Annotated in this window: 18 protein-coding genes; 13 read left to right on the top strand and 5 right to left on the bottom strand. The window is 74.1% G+C overall.

The window, feature by feature from the left end; all coding sequences use genetic code 11:
* Positions 1–2: 2 nt before the first annotated feature.
* Entirely contained in the window at positions 3–368 is a 366-nt protein-coding gene (locus ATL31_RS06355; protein WP_101395033.1) for a VOC family protein, read from the bottom strand.
* A 54-nt stretch (positions 369–422) separates the two neighbouring features.
* On the opposite strand from ATL31_RS06355, the gene ATL31_RS06350 reads away from it, so the two are divergent.
* From ATL31_RS06350 to ATL31_RS06340, 3 genes are all read left to right on the top strand, one after another.
* On the top strand, positions 423–1052 hold the full coding sequence (locus ATL31_RS06350; protein WP_101395032.1) for a flavin reductase family protein: 630 nt from the start codon (positions 423–425) through the stop codon (positions 1050–1052).
* A 50-nt stretch (positions 1053–1102) separates the two neighbouring features.
* A complete protein-coding gene (locus ATL31_RS06345; protein ID WP_101395031.1) occupies positions 1103–1597 on the top strand; it encodes an NUDIX hydrolase in 495 nt (164 codons plus the stop codon).
* Between the two features lie 331 nt (positions 1598–1928).
* Positions 1929–3533, top strand: coding sequence for an HNH endonuclease signature motif containing protein (locus tag ATL31_RS06340; RefSeq protein WP_101395030.1), 1605 nt, complete (start codon positions 1929–1931; stop codon positions 3531–3533).
* A gap of 18 nt (positions 3534–3551) precedes the next feature.
* On the opposite strand, the gene ATL31_RS06335 is transcribed toward ATL31_RS06340, so the two are convergent.
* The 3 genes from ATL31_RS06335 to ATL31_RS06325 all read right to left on the bottom strand — a co-directional run bounded on the left by ATL31_RS06335 (position 3552) and on the right by ATL31_RS06325 (position 5792).
* On the bottom strand, positions 3552–4139 hold the full coding sequence (locus tag ATL31_RS06335; RefSeq protein ID WP_101395029.1) for a GNAT family N-acetyltransferase: 588 nt from the start codon (positions 4137–4139) through the stop codon (positions 3552–3554).
* Between the two features lie 82 nt (positions 4140–4221).
* Positions 4222–4902: a class I SAM-dependent methyltransferase gene (locus ATL31_RS06330; protein WP_101395028.1), complete on the bottom strand. Its 681-nt coding sequence runs from the start codon at positions 4900–4902 to the stop codon at positions 4222–4224.
* Positions 4899–5792, bottom strand: a complete 894-nt coding sequence (locus ATL31_RS06325; protein ID WP_245861982.1) for a DUF3109 family protein — start codon at positions 5790–5792, stop codon at positions 4899–4901. The genes ATL31_RS06330 and ATL31_RS06325 overlap by 4 nt, the downstream gene beginning before the upstream one ends.
* A gap of 53 nt (positions 5793–5845) precedes the next feature.
* Here ATL31_RS06325 and ATL31_RS06320 point away from each other — a divergent pair, with 53 nt between their 5' ends.
* The 8 genes from ATL31_RS06320 to ATL31_RS06285 all read left to right on the top strand — a co-directional run bounded on the left by ATL31_RS06320 (position 5846) and on the right by ATL31_RS06285 (position 12099).
* Complete coding sequence (locus ATL31_RS06320) at positions 5846–6772, top strand: Ppx/GppA phosphatase family protein (protein ID WP_101395027.1); 927 nt, start codon at positions 5846–5848, stop codon at positions 6770–6772.
* Positions 6773–6774: 2 nt separating this feature from the next.
* Positions 6775–7587, top strand: coding sequence for a sugar phosphate isomerase/epimerase family protein (locus ATL31_RS06315; protein WP_101395026.1), 813 nt, complete (start codon positions 6775–6777; stop codon positions 7585–7587).
* Between the two features lie 58 nt (positions 7588–7645).
* Positions 7646–8425 (top strand): ABC transporter ATP-binding protein, encoded by a 780-nt coding sequence (locus ATL31_RS06310; protein WP_101395025.1) that lies wholly within the window; start codon positions 7646–7648, stop codon positions 8423–8425.
* Positions 8422–9162, top strand: coding sequence for an ABC transporter permease (locus tag ATL31_RS06305; protein WP_101395024.1), 741 nt, complete (start codon positions 8422–8424; stop codon positions 9160–9162). Before ATL31_RS06310 ends, ATL31_RS06305 begins: the two co-directional genes overlap by 4 nt.
* A gap of 57 nt (positions 9163–9219) precedes the next feature.
* Positions 9220–10170, top strand: coding sequence for a proline dehydrogenase family protein (locus tag ATL31_RS06300; RefSeq protein WP_101395023.1), 951 nt, complete (start codon positions 9220–9222; stop codon positions 10168–10170).
* A gap of 17 nt (positions 10171–10187) precedes the next feature.
* Complete coding sequence (proC, locus tag ATL31_RS06295; protein WP_101395022.1) at positions 10188–10988, top strand: pyrroline-5-carboxylate reductase; 801 nt, start codon at positions 10188–10190, stop codon at positions 10986–10988.
* Positions 10981–11508, top strand: a complete 528-nt coding sequence (locus ATL31_RS06290) for a GNAT family N-acetyltransferase (protein ID WP_158239793.1) — start codon at positions 10981–10983, stop codon at positions 11506–11508. Before proC ends, ATL31_RS06290 begins: the two co-directional genes overlap by 8 nt.
* Positions 11509–11574: 66 nt before the next feature.
* Positions 11575–12099, top strand: a complete 525-nt coding sequence (locus ATL31_RS06285; RefSeq protein WP_101395020.1) for a GNAT family N-acetyltransferase — start codon at positions 11575–11577, stop codon at positions 12097–12099.
* Between the two features lie 27 nt (positions 12100–12126).
* Here ATL31_RS06285 and ATL31_RS06280 read toward each other — a convergent pair whose 3' ends face one another.
* Positions 12127–12795, bottom strand: coding sequence for a potassium channel family protein (locus ATL31_RS06280; RefSeq protein WP_101395019.1), 669 nt, complete (start codon positions 12793–12795; stop codon positions 12127–12129).
* A gap of 69 nt (positions 12796–12864) precedes the next feature.
* Here ATL31_RS06280 and ATL31_RS06275 point away from each other — a divergent pair, with 69 nt between their 5' ends.
* Both ATL31_RS06275 and ATL31_RS06270 read left to right on the top strand, forming a co-directional pair.
* Positions 12865–14055 carry an acetoin utilization protein AcuC gene (locus ATL31_RS06275; RefSeq protein WP_101395018.1) on the top strand — a complete coding sequence of 397 codons (1191 nt, stop codon included), beginning with the start codon at positions 12865–12867 and terminating at the stop codon, positions 14053–14055.
* A 202-nt stretch (positions 14056–14257) separates the two neighbouring features.
* Complete coding sequence (locus ATL31_RS06270) at positions 14258–14458, top strand: helix-turn-helix domain-containing protein (protein ID WP_055816340.1); 201 nt, start codon at positions 14258–14260, stop codon at positions 14456–14458.
* The last annotated feature ends 127 nt before the right edge of the window (positions 14459–14585 follow it).

Raw genomic sequence — 14585 nt, 5'->3', positions numbered from 1 at the left:
GGTCAGTCCCGGGCCGGCCACTGCCGCACGACGACGCAGACGGTGGTGCTGTCGAGGAGTGCGAACTCGCGCGCGCCCCACGGGCGCAGGCGAACGGTCGGCAGGTTGGGGTGGAGCAGGTCCGGCCGGCGCGCGGCCACGTCGCGGTGGACGGCCTCGACGTCGTCGGTCTCGAGGCCGAGCTCGGGCCGCTCCGAGTGGGCCGCCGCCTCGGCGTTCTGGCAGAGCTGGATCTTCGCGCCGTCGCGCTCGAGGACGACGAGGTCGCCGTCGCGGTGCACGACCGTCATCCCCAGGCCGTCGGCGAACAGGTCGAGGCCGACGGAGAGGTCGGCGTAGAAGACGGTGCCGACGAAGCGGGTGAGCATGGCCCAGTATGGGTCGGCCGGGGCCGGCGGCGCGAGCGGTCGTAGGGTCGGGGGATGCGCCACGAGCTCCCCGTCCAGCACGGTCCCGAGGCCGAGCGGATGCGCGCCGGCGCGGCCTACCGGCTGATGACCGCCTCGGTGGTGCCGCGCCCCATCGCGTGGGTGAGCAGCCGGTCGGCCGGCGGCGTCGACAACCTCGCCCCGCACTCCTTCTTCACGGTCGTCAGCACCGACCCCGCGATGCTGGCGTTCACGTCGGTGGGGCGCAAGGACACGCTCAACAACATCGAGGCCACCGGCGAGTTCGTCGTCAACGTCGCCACCGAGCCCGCGTTCGAGGTCGTCAACGGCACGAGCGCCGACTACCCGCCCGACATCGGCGAGTTCGACGCCCAGGGGGTCGAGCGCGAGCCGTCGCTCACGGTGGCGCCCCCGCGGGTCGCGATGTCGCCGGTCGCCTTCGAGTGCCGGCTGCACGAGGTGCGCCCGACCGGGAACTGCTTCGTGGTGGTCGGGCTGGTGCTGCACGTGGCCGTCGCGGAGTCGGTGGCGGTGGGTGACGACATGCTGCGCCGCCCGCACGTCGACATCCGGGCCCTCGACCCGCTCTCGAGGCTGGGTGCCGACGAGTGGGGGCGGCTGGGCGAGATCCGCGAGATCAGGCGGCCGACGTACGACGGCTGAGGCCCGCGGGAGGGCGGGGGCGGGCGCCAACGGCTCCGTAGGGTGGGGCGATGGCGACCCCCGACTTCATCCTGGCGCTGCGTGAGCGGATCGGGCACGAGCTGCTGTGGTTGCCGGGGATGACGGCCGTGGTCCTGCGCGGCAGCGAGGTGCTGCTCGTGCGGCGGGCCGACACGGGGGAGTGGACGCCGGTCACGGGCATCTGCGACCCCGGCGAGCACCCCGCGACCACGGCCGTGCGTGAGTGCCTGGAGGAGACCGGGGTCCGGTGTGCGGTCGAGGTGTTGGCGTGGGTGCAGGTGACCGGGGTGGTCGAGTACCCGAACGGTGACCGCACGCAGTACCTCGACCACGTGTTCCGCTGCCGGTACGAGTCCGGCGAGGCGCACGTGGGCGACGACGAGTCGAGCGAGGTGGGGTGGTTCCGGCTGGAGGCGCTGCCGCCGATGGCGGCGATGTACGTCGAGCGGGTGCAGGTCGCGGTCGGGCACGAGGGGGCCACGCGGCTCGAGCCGGGAGCGGGTTCGGTGGCTGCCGGCGGGTGAGCCGCGGACACGCCCGCTCGGCGATGGTCTTTCGTCGGATCCCGCGGATGAGGGTGGGGGCGTTCGTCGCACCTTCACAGACGGCCTTGATGGCGGGCTCCGCGGTGCTCCGGTGAGCATGGCCCCATCCCTTCCCCTCGGGTAGCCACACCTGCCTCACCCGTTGCACTTCTGGCGGGAAAAACGTTGCCAGAAAGTTCGATTGGTCTCCTCGAACGCTTGTTCGTGTCACCCTGATCGGGTAAGATCGTGGGTACGGGGAAGGGGGATTCCGATGACAGTGACGACCGGTCCGCAGGACGTTCTGAGTGCCGCACGTTCAGCGCGTCAGATGTTGACGGACGCTCTGTCCCCGAGCGAGCTGCGCGGGTCGCAGGAGGAGTGGGCGCAGGCTCTGGGCGAGCTGCAGGCGGTGATCGACACCGCGACCGCTGCGCAGGATGCCGCGATCGTGCGGCTGGCGGCGATCGAGCCGCACGTCCTGGATGACGGGGAGGTCATCGACACCCACTGGGCGCTGGGGCACGTGGCGTTGGACGCTTCGGCGATCGTGTCCGGGGTGCTGGCCGTGACCGCGGTCCACGCCGAGCGGCGCGTGCGAGCGGCGGTGCGACTGGCGGCGGACGGGCCCGAGGGGACGCTGACGGAGACCGGGCTGCGGGGGTTGCACGACGCGATGGGTGCCGGCCGCCTGGACGCCTACCGGGCGTCGGTGGTGGCGACCGAGCTGGAGGAGGCACCGGCCGATGTCGCCGCGTCGGTGGTCGGCGGTCTGCACGAGTACTTCGGCAGCGAGGACGGGCCGCGGTTGCGGCGCCGGGTCCGGCGGATGCTCGCCCGGATCTCGCCCGACCTGCTGCGCCAACGCGCCGTCCGCGCCCGGTCCGAATGCCGCCTCGAACGGTGGGTCGGCGAACCCGGGGTCGACACCTGGCACGGCACCTTCCCCTCCGAAGAAGCAGCCCAGGCCTGGGCCGCGATCGACGCCCTCGCCCAGCAGTACGTCACCGACGGCGTGTGCGACCGCGTCGACCGGGCCCGGGCCAAGGCCCTGACCGACCTGGTGGCGGGCAACGCGACCATCGACGTCCAGGTCGTCCACACCATCGCGGCCGATGCCGCCGCGACCGGTGCCGCCGCGACCGGTGCGCCGGTGACCGGGACCGCGGCCAGCGGGGGAGCACCCGGCGACCTGGTCGAGGTCACCGGCCTCCGCCCCGGCGAACCCACGCTGGTCTCCAGGGACTGGCTCGACCGTGCCAGCGCCCACCCGACCTCGGACACCAGCGCCGGCCGGGCCGCACCCCGGCCGCGGGGCAAACCGGCGAAGAGCCCCGCCCCGTGTGACCCGCTCACCGGCGCCCTGCTCGACCTCGCCGGCGCCCTCACCACCGACACCTACCGCCCCGGCAAGGCCCTGGCCGCGCTGGTCAAGGCCCGCGACGGGCACTGCCGCTTCCCCGGCTGCCACGTCGCCGCCCGCTTCTGCGACCTCGACCACGTCACCCCCTGGCCCACCGGACCCACCAGCGCCACCAACCTGGTCTGCCTCTGCCGCCGCCACCACCGCATCAAACAACGCTCCGGCTGGCGGGCGGTTCTCCATTCCGACGCCACCCTCACCTGGACCGACCCCACCGGACGGGCCCGCACCACCCACCCCGTCGACCACCTCCACCGCGCCGTCCTACCCGACACCGGCACCGACCCCGCCCCCATCACCTACAACCCCCGCCTCGTCACCCCCGACGCACCCCACAGCACCCTCGAGTACCACCTCGAACACACCCTCGGCCCACCCGAACCGAGCCGACCCCGCCCCCGCTGCCGGATCGACCACCACCACCCGACAGCCGCCGGCGCCCACCTCACCTACACCGCAACCCATCCACCCCGGCACAAGCCACCCGAGCCCGAGGACCACCCGCCCTTCTGAGTCGCGCCGTCGTCCCGGTCAGCGTGCGGCGGGCTCCACCGTGCGGCGCATGACCGTGTTGCGCAGCCCCTTGGCCCGCACGAACTCGAACCCCGCCTCCTCGTACATCGTGCGCGTGCCGTTGTAGACGAACGAGTTGTTCATCCGCTTCTCGCCGATCTCGTGCGGGTACCCCTCGACGACACCGCCGCCCGCCGCGGCGATCAGGTCGAGCGCGCCGGCCAGGGCCACCTTGGCCAGCCCCTGCCGCCGGTACCGCTTGTCGACGAAGATGCACGTGACCCGGTAGTCCGGCAGCAGGTCGGCCTCGGCCAGGTACTGCTTGCCGTGGTGGATGGAGGGCAGCTCCTCGGGCGTGCCGTACTCGGCCCAGGCCACCGCTTCGTCGCCGACCATCACGAGCGCGGCGTGCGCCTCCCCGGCCTCGACCAGGCGCCGCTTCAGGGCGCGGTTGCCCTCGTACCCCTGCCCCCGCTCGGCGCAGTCGGGGTGGAACCAGATGCACCAGCAGCCGCCGAAGATGCCGTGGTGGCGCTCGACCAGTCCGGCGAACGCGTCCCACGTCTCGGCGGTCAGCGGCCGGATCGTGTGCTCGAGAGTCTCCATGCGGCCGATGCAAGCACGCCCAGCGGACGATCCGCGTCCGGATGTGCGGGCGCGTCCTCCGCGCTCCGGGGCGGGCGGCCCCTCAGGAGCGGCGCCACCGCAGCGCGACGGCGTAGTCGACGACCAGCCCCTCGTGCTCGGCCAGCACGTCCTCGGCGGCCGGCCCGGGCAGCTCGATGCGGACCACGGCCTCCAGGTCCTCGCGCCGCTCGAACGTCCACGCGATGGTGAGCCGCTCGGTGGTGAAGCCCTGCCGGTCCCAGAACCGCTGCACGGCCAGTGCGTCGTACGTCGGGTACCCCCGCGCGAACCAGGCCCCGAACGTCGAGCGCGTCGCGTCGTTGTCGACCACGGCGAGCAGCCCACCCCGCCGCAGTACCCGCGCGGCCTCGGCCAGCCCAGGCTCGCATCCCGGCCCGAAGAAGTACGCCCACCGCGCGTGCACGACGTCGACCGAGGCGTCGGCCAGCGGCAGCGCCTCCGCGCCGGCGGCCACGACCCGGGCCGTCGACCCGGCGCCCGCCACCCGCGCCGCCGCACGGGACACCAGCGGCAGGTGCGGCTCGACCCCGACCACGCGCGCCCCGCGCGCGGCGAACCGCGGCAGGTGGAAGCCGGTGCCACAGCCGACGTCGAGCAGGTCGGCCCCAGCGAGCGGGTGCAGGGCGTCGAGGGTCGTGTCGATGACCCCGGCCCGGTCGGACGCGAGGTTCTCGAGCTCGTAGACGTCCGGGGTGTCCCAGATGTTCGGGCTGGGGATCACGGGGCCGTGGCGTCGGTCACCCCGGCCCCCGGCAGCGCCGTGGTGCCGCGCCGCCGCTTGACCCGCTCGCGCCGCCCGCCGACGGTGTCGGCCTCGATGGTGGCGGGGTGGACGAGCAGCGGGATGAGCGTGCGGGCCCCGGCCGAGCGGGCGTGGCGCACCATCGCCAGGTGCGCCTCGCAGCGCAGCACCAGCTCGTCGTACGCGGCGCGGCCCATCAGCTCGACCAGCTCGGCGTGGTTGCTGCGGTACACGGGCTCGCGCCCCACGTGCGCCTCGGAGGTGCTCGAGCAGTACCAGTCCAGGTCGTGCCCGCCCGGCCCCCACCCGCGCCGGTCGTACTCGGTGATGGTGACCTCGAGGTACGAGGTGTCGTCGGGCCGCTCGACGGTGCGGTACGAGCGGCGGATCGGCAGCTGCCAGCACACGTCGGGCTTGGCGGTGTGCGGCGGGATGCCGGTGAGTACCGCGTGCTGGTGCAGCGCGCAGCCGTCGCCGGCCGGGAAGCCGGGGCGGTTGAGGAAGATGCAGGCGCCGTCGACGACCTTGGTCTTGCGGGCGCCGTCCTCCTTCTCGGTCCAGGCCGAGAGGCGGGCCGGGTCCTTGTCGCCCCGCCGGCCGCGCCCCGGGTGGTGCTCCCACTCGTCCTCGCCGAGCTGCGCGACGACCGCGCGCACCCGCTCGACGTCGTCGTCGTCGGTGAAGTGCGCGCCCAGCGTGCAGCAGCCGTCGTCGGGCCGGTCGGCGTAGATGCCCTGGCACCCGACGCCGTAGACGCACGACCAGCTCGAGGTGAGCCAGGTGAGGTCGACGCGGAAGCGCTGCCCCGGCTCGTCGGGGTCGGTGAACTCGGCCCACGTACGCGGGATGTCGAGGGGGGCTTCGGGCACGCGCCCACCCTATGCACGCCGGGAGCCCCCCGGGCAGCGACTACGTTGGGCCCATGCGCCTCGGGGTCATCGACGTGGGTTCGAACACCGTGCACCTCCTCGTCGTCGACGCCCACCCCGGCGCCCAGCCGCTGCCCGCCAGCAAGCACAAGATCGACCTGCGCCTCTCCGAGCACGTCGACGACGCGGGCCGCATCGCCGACGAGGGCCGCGACCGGCTCGCCGACTTCGTGGCCGAGTGCCAGGAGGTCGCCCAGGACCAGGGCGTCGAGGACCTGCGGGGCTTCGTCACCAGCGCCGTCCGGGAGGCGCCCAACGGCCAGGCCGTCCTCGAGCACGTCATCGAGCGCACCGGGGTGGCCCTCGACATCCTCTCGGGCGAGGAGGAGGCGCGGCTCACCTTCCTCGCGGCCCGGCGCTGGTTCGGCTGGTCGGCCGGGACGCTGCTCGTCGCCGACATCGGCGGCGGCTCGCTCGAGCTGGCCGTGGGGATGGACGAGGAGCCCGACGCCGCGGTCTCCATGCCGCTGGGCGCCGGCCGCGTGACCCGCGACCTCCTGCGCGGCGACCCGCCGTCGCCCGACGACGTCAAGGAGGCCCGTCGCCGGGTCCGCGCCGCCATCGGCAAGGAGCTGCGCCCCATCGCCAAGGCCGGCACGCCCGACCGGGCCGTGGGCACCTCCAAGACGATGCGCTCGCTGGCGCGCATCTGCGGCGCGGCGCCGAGCTCGGAGGGGATGTACGCCCCGCGAGCCCTCCCGCGCGACGAGCTCTCGAAGCGCCTCCCCGACATCGCCGCCATGACCGCCGACCAGCGGGCCGGCCTGCCCGGGGTCTCGCCCGCCCGCGCGCGCCAGATCCTGGCCGGGGCCATCGTGGCCGAGGCGACCATGGACCTGCTCGGCCTCGACCAGCTCGAGATCTGCCCCTGGGCGCTGCGTGAGGGCATCCTGCTGCGTCACCTCGACCGGATGGGCTGAGCGTGGCCGCCACGCGCTCGCACCGCACCACCCCGCGGGTCGGCCTGTCGAGCTCGTCGGTCTACCCCGAAGGCGCCGCCTCGGCCTTCGCCACCGCCGCCCGGCTCGGCTACGACGGCGTCGAGGTCATGGTCTGGACCGACCCGCTGACCCAGGAGGCCGGGGCGCTGCACTCGCTCGCCGCCCACCACGGGGTGCCGGTCCTCTCCGTGCACGCCCCCACCCTGCTGGTCACCCAGGGCGTGTGGGGGAGGGACCCGTGGGGCAAGGTCGACCGCTCGGTCGAGCTCGCCCTCGAGGTCGGCGCCCCCACGGTGGTGCTGCACCCGCCGTTCCGCTGGCAGCGTGAGTACGCGCGCGGCTTCGCCGACGGGGTCGCGCTGCGCGAGCACGACACCGGCATCCGGCTGGCGGTCGAGAACATGTACCCCTGGCGCGGCCCCCGGGCCCGCGAGGTCGAGGCCTACCTGCCGCACTGGGACCCCGTCGAGCAGCCCTACGACCACGTGACGCTGGACCTGTCGCACACCGCGACCGCCGGCTCGGACGCCCTGGGGCTGGCCGAGCGTCTCGGCCGGCGGCTCGCGCACCTGCACCTGGCCGACGGGTCGGGCTCGCCGCTGGACGAGCACCTCGTCCCGGGCCGTGGCACCCAGCCGTGCGGCACCGTGCTCGAGCGCCTCGCCGCCGGAGGCTTCACCGGCGACGTCGTCGTCGAGGTCTCGACCCGCACGGTGGACGCCGCCCAGCGCGACCTGGACCTGGCCGAGTCGCTCGCCTTCGCGCGGCTGCACCTCGACACCCCCGCGGCCTGAGCCGGCCCGTCCGCCGGCGGTCCTTGTGCCGCGGCATCCCGAGTGGGAGGTTCTGGGGGTGGCCGGGACCGGCAGCCGAGCGCAGCCATCACCGCCCGTCGACGACGCGGTGGTGGTCGAGCACCTGTGCGTCGTCCGCGGCGGCCGCCCGGTGCTGCCCGACCTCTCGCTGCGCGTGCCCACCGGCCAGGTCGTGGGGCTCCTGGGCCCGAGCGGCGGCGGCAAGTCGACCCTGATGCGCGCCGTCGTCGGCGTCCAGGTGGTCGAGAGCGGCACCGTCACCGTGCTCGGCGCTCCCGCCGGGTCGCCCGCGCTGCGCCACCGGGTCGGCTACCTGACCCAGGCGCCCAGCGTCTACGGCGACCTCAGCGTGCGCGACAACGTGCGCTACTTCGGGCAGGTGCTCGGCGCACCGCCCGACGCCGCCGACCGGGCAATGGATGACGTCGACCTCGCCGACCACGCGGGGGTCCGGGTCGACCGCCTCTCGGGTGGGCAGCGCTCGCGGGCCAGCCTGGCCTGCGTGCTCGTGGGCTCGCCCGACCTGCTGGTGCTCGACGAGCCGACGGTCGGCCTCGACCCGGTGCTGCGCCGCGACCTGTGGGCCCTCTTCGGGCGGCTGGCCGCGGCCGGGGCCACCGTGCTGGTCTCGAGCCACGTGATGGACGAGGCCACCCGCTGCGACCGGCTCCTGCTGCTGCGCGACGGCCACATCCTCAGCGACTCGACGCTGCCGGAGCTGCTCTCCCGCACGGGTGCCGCCGACGCCGAACAGGCCTTCCTGACGCTCGTGGAGTCCCGCGGCGGGACGACCCGCGGCGAGGAGGCGGCCGGATGAGCCCCCGCATCACGCTCGCCACCGCGGCCCGGGTCCTGCGCCAGCTGCGCGCCGACCACCGCACCGTCGCCCTCATCGTGGTCGTGCCGTGCGTGCTGCTGGGGCTCCTGGCCTGGGTGTACGCCGACGCGCCCGTCGACGTGTTCGACCGCATCGGGCCGGCCCTGCTCGGCGTCTTCCCGTTCGTGGTGATGTTCCTCGTCACGAGCATCGCGACGCTGCGCGAGCGCACCTCGGGCACCCTCGAGCGGCTGCTCACCAGCCCGATGGCCAAGGGCGACCTGATGCTCGGCTACGCGCTCGCGTTCGGCATCGTGGCCGTCGTCCAGGCCCTCGTGGCGACCGCGTTCGCGGTGTGGGTCGCCGGGCTCGACATCGCCGGCCCCCTGTGGCTGCTGGTGGTCATCGCCCTGGTCGACGCGGTGCTCGGCACCGCGCTCGGCCTGCTGGCGTCGGGGTTCGCGCGCTCGGAGTTCCAGGCGGTGCAGTTCATGCCGGCCTTCGTGCTGCCCCAGTTCCTGCTGTGCGGGCTCATCCAGCCGCGCGCCGACCTGCCGCGTCCCCTCGAGCTGTTCTCGGACGTCCTGCCCCTGTCGTACGCGGTCGCCGCCATGCAGCAGGTGACCACCGACGCCCACCCGCTCGCCGAGGTGCTGCCCAGCCTCGGGATGATCGCGCTCTGGGTCGTGCTCGCATTGGTCCTCGGCAGCCTCACCCTGCGGCGGCGCACGCCCTGAGGCGGCGGCCCGCGCCTCGCGCGTCGATCGACGCCGCGGGCGGTTAGCCTGCTGCCCGTGGACGCCTCCGACCTGCTCCGCGGAGCACTGCTGCAGCTCTCCGAGTCCGACACCGTCCGCCGGGCGGTGGTCGCCGCCCCCGTCAGCCGGGCGGTCGTCGACCGCTACGTCGCGGGCGAGGCCGTCGAGGACGCCGTCTCGACCACCGCCGACCTGCGCGCCACCAACCGGCTCGCCACCATCGACCACCTCGGCGAGGACGTCACCGACCGCGAGCAGGCGGCCCGTACCCGCGACACCTACATCGCCCTGCTCGAGGCCCTCACCGAGGCCGACCTCGCCCGCTACGGCGCCACCGAGGTCAGCGTCAAGCTCAGCGCCGTCGGCCAGTCCATCCCGCGCGACGGCGACGCCATCGCCCTCGACAACGCCCGGGCCGTGTGCGAGGCCGCCGAGAAGGCCGGCACCACGGTCACCCTCGACATGGAGGACCACACCACCACCGACCGCACCCTCGAGACCGTCCGCGCGCTGCGGGCCGACTTCCCCTGGGTCGGGGCCGTGCTGCAGGCCTACCTGCACCGCACCGAGGCCGACTGCCGCGACCTGGCGGGCGAGGGCAGCCGGGTACGCCTGTGCAAGGGCGCCTACAAGGAGCCCGAGTCGGTCGCCTTCCAGGACGGCGCCGACGTCGACCTGTCGTACGTGCGCTGCCTGAAGGTCCTGATGGCCGGCGACGGCTACCCCATGGTGGCCACCCACGACCCGCGCCTGGTCGAGATCGCCCAGGCCCTGGCCGGCCACCACGACCGGCGCCCCGACAGCTACGAGCTGCAGATGCTGCTCGGCATCCGCGACCTCGAGCAGAAGCGCATCGCCGACCGCGGCCACCAGATGCGCGTGTACGTGCCGTTCGGGCGTGACTGGTACGGCTACCTGGTGCGCCGCCTGGCCGAGCGCCCGGCCAACGTCCGGTTCTTCCTGCGCTCGCTCACCTCGCGGGGCTGAGGCCGTAGGGTCGCGCCATGGGTACGGTCGCGATCTTCGGTGCCGGCGTCATGGGCGAGACGCTCCTCTCGGGGCTGCTGCGCTCGGGGCGCCCGGCCGACAGCCTCGTCATCACCGAGCGGCGGCCCGAGCGGGCCGCCGAGCTCGCCGAGCGCTACGGCGTACGGGTCCTCGACAACGCCGAGGCCGCGGCCGCCGCCGACACCCTCGTGCTGGTCGTCAAGCCCCAGGACATGGGCGCGCTGCTCGAGGAGGTGGCCCCGCACGTGGCCCCCGGCAACCTCGTCGTCAGCCTGGCGGCGGGCATCACGACGGCGTTCCTCGAGGCGCGCCTGCCCGAGGGCCGCGCGGTGGTGCGGGTCATGCCCAACACCCCGGCGCTGGTCGACCAGGGGATGGCGGCGGTCTCGTCCGGCGCGCACTGCGAGGCCGCGCACCTGGCCGAGGCCCAGGGGCTGCTGGCCGCGACCGGCAAGGTGCTCGAGGTGCCCGAGAAGCTCCAGGACGCCGTCACCGCCATCTCCGGCAGCGGCCCCGCCTACATCTTCTACGTCGTCGAGGCGATGATCGAGGCCGGCGTCGTCCTCGGGATGCCGCGGGCCACCGCCACCGAGCTCGTGGTGCAGACCCTGTTCGGCGCCGCGACCATGATCAAGGAGACGGGCCAGCACCCCACGGTGCTGCGTGAGCAGGTCACCTCCCCGGGTGGCACCACGGCCGCCGCGCTGCGCGTCATGGACGACCACAAGGTGCGGGCCGCGTTCATCAGCGCGATGGAGGCCGCCGCCACCCGCAGCGCCGAGCTGGCCGGTGGCTGAGGGCGGCCCCGGCGTGCACCCGGGGCTGCGGGTCGAGCGGGTCACCGAGGCCACCTGGCGCGCCTACCGCGACGTGCGGCTGGCCGCCCTCATCGACAGCCCGCGGGCCTTCTGGACCCGCTACGCCGAGGCCGCCGCGCGCACCGACGACGACTGGCGCACCCACGCCACCAGCGGCCCGGGCACCTGGCTGGCGTGGGACGGCGACCGGCCGGTCGGCACCGTGGCGCTCTGGCACGCCGACCACCAGCCCGCCCACGAGGCGTACCTCGTCGGGATGTGGGTCACCGCAGCCGCGCGCGGCAGCGGGGTGGCCGCGACCCTGGTCGAGACCGCCGTGGCCCAGGCCCGCGCCGACGGCCGCACACGGGTCCTGCTCGAGGTCGCCCGCGAGAACACCCGGGCCTGCCGCTTCTACCTGAGCCGTGGTTTCGTCCTCACCGGGACCTCCGGCACCATGCCCTGGGACCCCACCTGCGTCGAGGACGGGATGGTGCTCGACCTGGGCGCCGGGGCCTGAGCGCGCACCGACTGTTCACCGTCCCGCTTGCCGACCCCCACGGGTGTCGTGGGAGAGTGCTGTGCCATGAGCGAGATCACGGTGCGTCCGCTGGGCGTCGACGAGTGGGACCAGTACCGCTCGATGCGCCTCACCGCCCTCACCGAGTCGCCCGAGGCCTTCGTGGCCTCCCACGCCGACGAGGAGGCCGAGCCCGAGAGCTTCTGGCGGGCCCGGATGGAGCGCTCGGTGCGGCTCCTGGCCGAGGTCGACGGCGAGGCCGTCGGCATCGCCAGCGTCGGCGACCACGAGGACCACGAGGAGGTCGCGCAGCTGTTCGGCCTCTGGGTGCGCCCCGAGGCGCGCGGCACCGGCGTCGCCGCCCACCTGGTGCGGGCCGGGGCCCGGGTCGCCGCCGACCAGGGCCGCTCGCACCTCTACTACTGGGTGGGCACCGACAACGGCCGGGCCGTGGCCTTCGCCAGCAGCTTCGGGTTCCGGCCCACCGAGCACCGTCGCCCGATGCGCGTCGTCTCCGAGGACGACGGCGAGGAGGAGGTCGCCATGACCCTCTCGCTGACCGGCGACCGCGGCGGCCTGCCCGCGGTCTGAGCCGCTGCGCGGCCCGGGGGAGGGACGTCAGGGGCGCGCGGCCAGCCGCTCGATGAGCGTGGTCGGGCCACTGACGATCAGGGTGTCGTGCGCCGAGACCTTGGTGCTCGGCACGGCGTAGGTGAAGTCCTCGCCGGGGGCCTTGACCCCCACCACCGTGACGCCGTACTTGCTGCGGATCTGGCTCTGCTCCAGGGTGAAGCCGACCGCCTCGGTGGGCGGGCGCATCTTGACGATGGCGAACCCGTCGTCGAACTCGATGTAGTCCTGCATCCGGCCGCCCACCAGGTGCGCCACCCGGCGGCCGGTGTCGGCCTCGGGCCGCACGATGTGGTGCACCCCGATCCGGTCGAGGATGCGGGCGTGCTCGGGCGAGAGCGCCTTGGCCCAGATGGCGGGCACCCCGGCGTCGACCAGGTTGGCGGCCGCCAGCACCGAGGCCTCGACCGAGGAGCCGATCGCCACGATCGCGATGTGGAAGCGGCCGGCCCTGGCGTCGCGGATGACCCCGGCGTCGCTGGCGTCACCGTGCACCACCTGGCTGATCCGGCCGAGGAACTTCTCGGCCAGGAAGCCGTCCTTCTCGACCGCCGTCACCTTGTGCCCGAGCCGTCCGAGCTCGAGTGCGGCTGCGGCCCCGAAGCGGCCGAGCCCGATGACGAGCACCTCGTCGTCGCTGCGCGGGCCTCTGCCCATCGTCGTCCTCCCAGGATCCGGTCCGGTCGGGGCCCAGCCTGCCACGGTGGCGCTGTGTAGCGTGCAGCCATGGCCCATCGGACGAGCGTCGTGTGGGACGACGTGTTCACCGCCTACGACTTCGGGCCCGACCACCCCATGAACCCGGTCCGCCTCGACCTCACCACCCGCCTGGCACGCGCACTGGGGGTGCTCGACCACGTCGACCTCGTGCGCCCCGGCGTCGCCTCCGACGAGCTGCTCGCCACCGCGCACGATCCCGCCTACATCGAGGCGGTGCGCGCCGCCTCGGCCGACCCCGCCGCCGCCGACCCCCACCGCGGTCTCGGCACCGACGACGACCCGGCCTTCCGCGGGATGCACGAGGCCTCGGCCCGCATCGTGCAGGGCACCGTCGAGGTCTGCCGCCGGGTCTGGGAGGGCGAGGCCGACCACGGCGTCAACTACTGCGGCGGCCTGCACCACGCGATGCGCTCGCACGCCAGCGGCTTCTGCATCTACAACGACATCGTGGTCGGCATCCAGTGGCTCCTCGACCACGGCGTCGAGCGGGTCGCGTACGTCGACATCGACGTGCACCACGGCGACGGTGTCGAGCGCGCGTTCTGGAACGACCCGCGGGTGCTGACGATCTCGCTGCACGAGAGCGGGCGCCACCTCTTCCCCGGTACCGGCTGGCCCGGTGACGTCGGCGGGCCCGACGCGCGGGGGAGCGTGGCCGACGTGGCCCTGCCTCCCGGCACGACCGACGCGTCGTGGCTGCGGGCGATCGACGCCGTGGTCCCCCCGCTGGTGCGGGCCTTCGCGCCCCAGGTGCTGGTGACCCAGCACGGCTGCGACACCCACCTCGAGGACCCCCTGGCGCACCTGGCCATCACCGTCGACGCCCAGCGGAGGGCCCACGACGAGCTGCACACCCTCGCCCACGAGGTGTGCGACGGGCGGTGGGTCGCCCTCGGCGGCGGCGGCTACGAGCTGGTCGACGTCGTCCCCCGCTCGTGGACGCACCTGACCGCCATCGCGGCCCACGTCCCCGTCGACGTGCGGACCCCCGTCCCTGAGGACTGGCGCTCGCACGTCCAGGAGCTTCTTGGCCGCCCGGGCCCGCGCCGGATGGGCGACCTGCCCGAGGACCGGCTCCCGATCTGGGTGCAGCCGTGGACGATGGGGCACAACCCCGACCACCCCCTCGACCGCTCCGTCTTCGCCACGCGCCAGGCGGTCTTCCCCCTCCACGGGCTGGACCCCTGGTTCGAGTGACCGGGGCCGGCCCGTCCGCCGGATGGGGCGTCCCACGAGTTTCTCTGCGTCACCTCGGCGTGTCGGCTGGACATCCGCGACCAATTCGTCTGGTTCCCCTTCACTATCGTCACAACTGCCCCTATGGTTGCGACAGCACGACGCAGGGAGCCAAGCCGGCGCTGACTTCCGGCACTGCGTGGTGCAGAAGATCGAGGTTCAGATGTCCACGGAGCGTCAGCTCGGCGAGGTGCGGTTCCTCACCGTCGCCGAGGTCGCAGCGATCATGCGCGTCTCGAAGATGACGGTCTACCGCATGGTCCACGGCGGCGAGCTTCCCGCCATCCGGGTCGGCCGGTCCTTCCGGGTCCCGGAGGACGAGGTGCACGCGTACCTCAAGAGCTCGTTCGTCGACACTGCGTGAGCGCATCCCCACGCGTCGGCACCGGAGGGGCCGTCCCGACCTGGTCGGGGCGGCCCCTCCGTCCGTGTCCGACCGCCGCGTTTGGGCGGTCGGCGCCGCGGCGGTAGGGTGGGCAGCCGTACTTCCA

This window comes from Phycicoccus duodecadis, assembly GCF_002846495.1.
Lineage (GTDB): Bacteria > Actinomycetota > Actinomycetes > Actinomycetales > Dermatophilaceae > Phycicoccus > Phycicoccus duodecadis.
The sequence above is the reverse complement of the archived record's forward strand: the minus strand, read 5'-3'. Positions and strand labels throughout refer to the sequence as shown.

Coding starts and splice junctions, on each gene's coding strand:
- ATL31_RS06355 (WP_101395033.1), bottom strand. CDS start 368: ATGCTCACCCGCTTCGTCGGCACCGTCTTCTACGCCGACCTCTCCGTC.
- ATL31_RS06350 (WP_101395032.1), top strand. CDS start 423: ATGCGCCACGAGCTCCCCGTCCAGCACGGTCCCGAGGCCGAGCGGATG.
- ATL31_RS06345 (WP_101395031.1), top strand. CDS start 1,103: ATGGCGACCCCCGACTTCATCCTGGCGCTGCGTGAGCGGATCGGGCAC.
- ATL31_RS06340 (WP_101395030.1), top strand. CDS start 1,929: ATGTTGACGGACGCTCTGTCCCCGAGCGAGCTGCGCGGGTCGCAGGAG.
- ATL31_RS06335 (WP_101395029.1), bottom strand. CDS start 4,139: ATGGAGACTCTCGAGCACACGATCCGGCCGCTGACCGCCGAGACGTGG.
- ATL31_RS06320 (WP_101395027.1), top strand. CDS start 5,846: ATGCGCCTCGGGGTCATCGACGTGGGTTCGAACACCGTGCACCTCCTC.
- ATL31_RS06305 (WP_101395024.1), top strand. CDS start 8,422: ATGAGCCCCCGCATCACGCTCGCCACCGCGGCCCGGGTCCTGCGCCAG.
- proC (WP_101395022.1), top strand. CDS start 10,188: ATGGGTACGGTCGCGATCTTCGGTGCCGGCGTCATGGGCGAGACGCTC.
- ATL31_RS06285 (WP_101395020.1), top strand. CDS start 11,575: ATGAGCGAGATCACGGTGCGTCCGCTGGGCGTCGACGAGTGGGACCAG.
- ATL31_RS06280 (WP_101395019.1), bottom strand. CDS start 12,795: ATGGGCAGAGGCCCGCGCAGCGACGACGAGGTGCTCGTCATCGGGCTC.
- ATL31_RS06275 (WP_101395018.1), top strand. CDS start 12,865: ATGGCCCATCGGACGAGCGTCGTGTGGGACGACGTGTTCACCGCCTAC.
- ATL31_RS06270 (WP_055816340.1), top strand. CDS start 14,258: ATGTCCACGGAGCGTCAGCTCGGCGAGGTGCGGTTCCTCACCGTCGCC.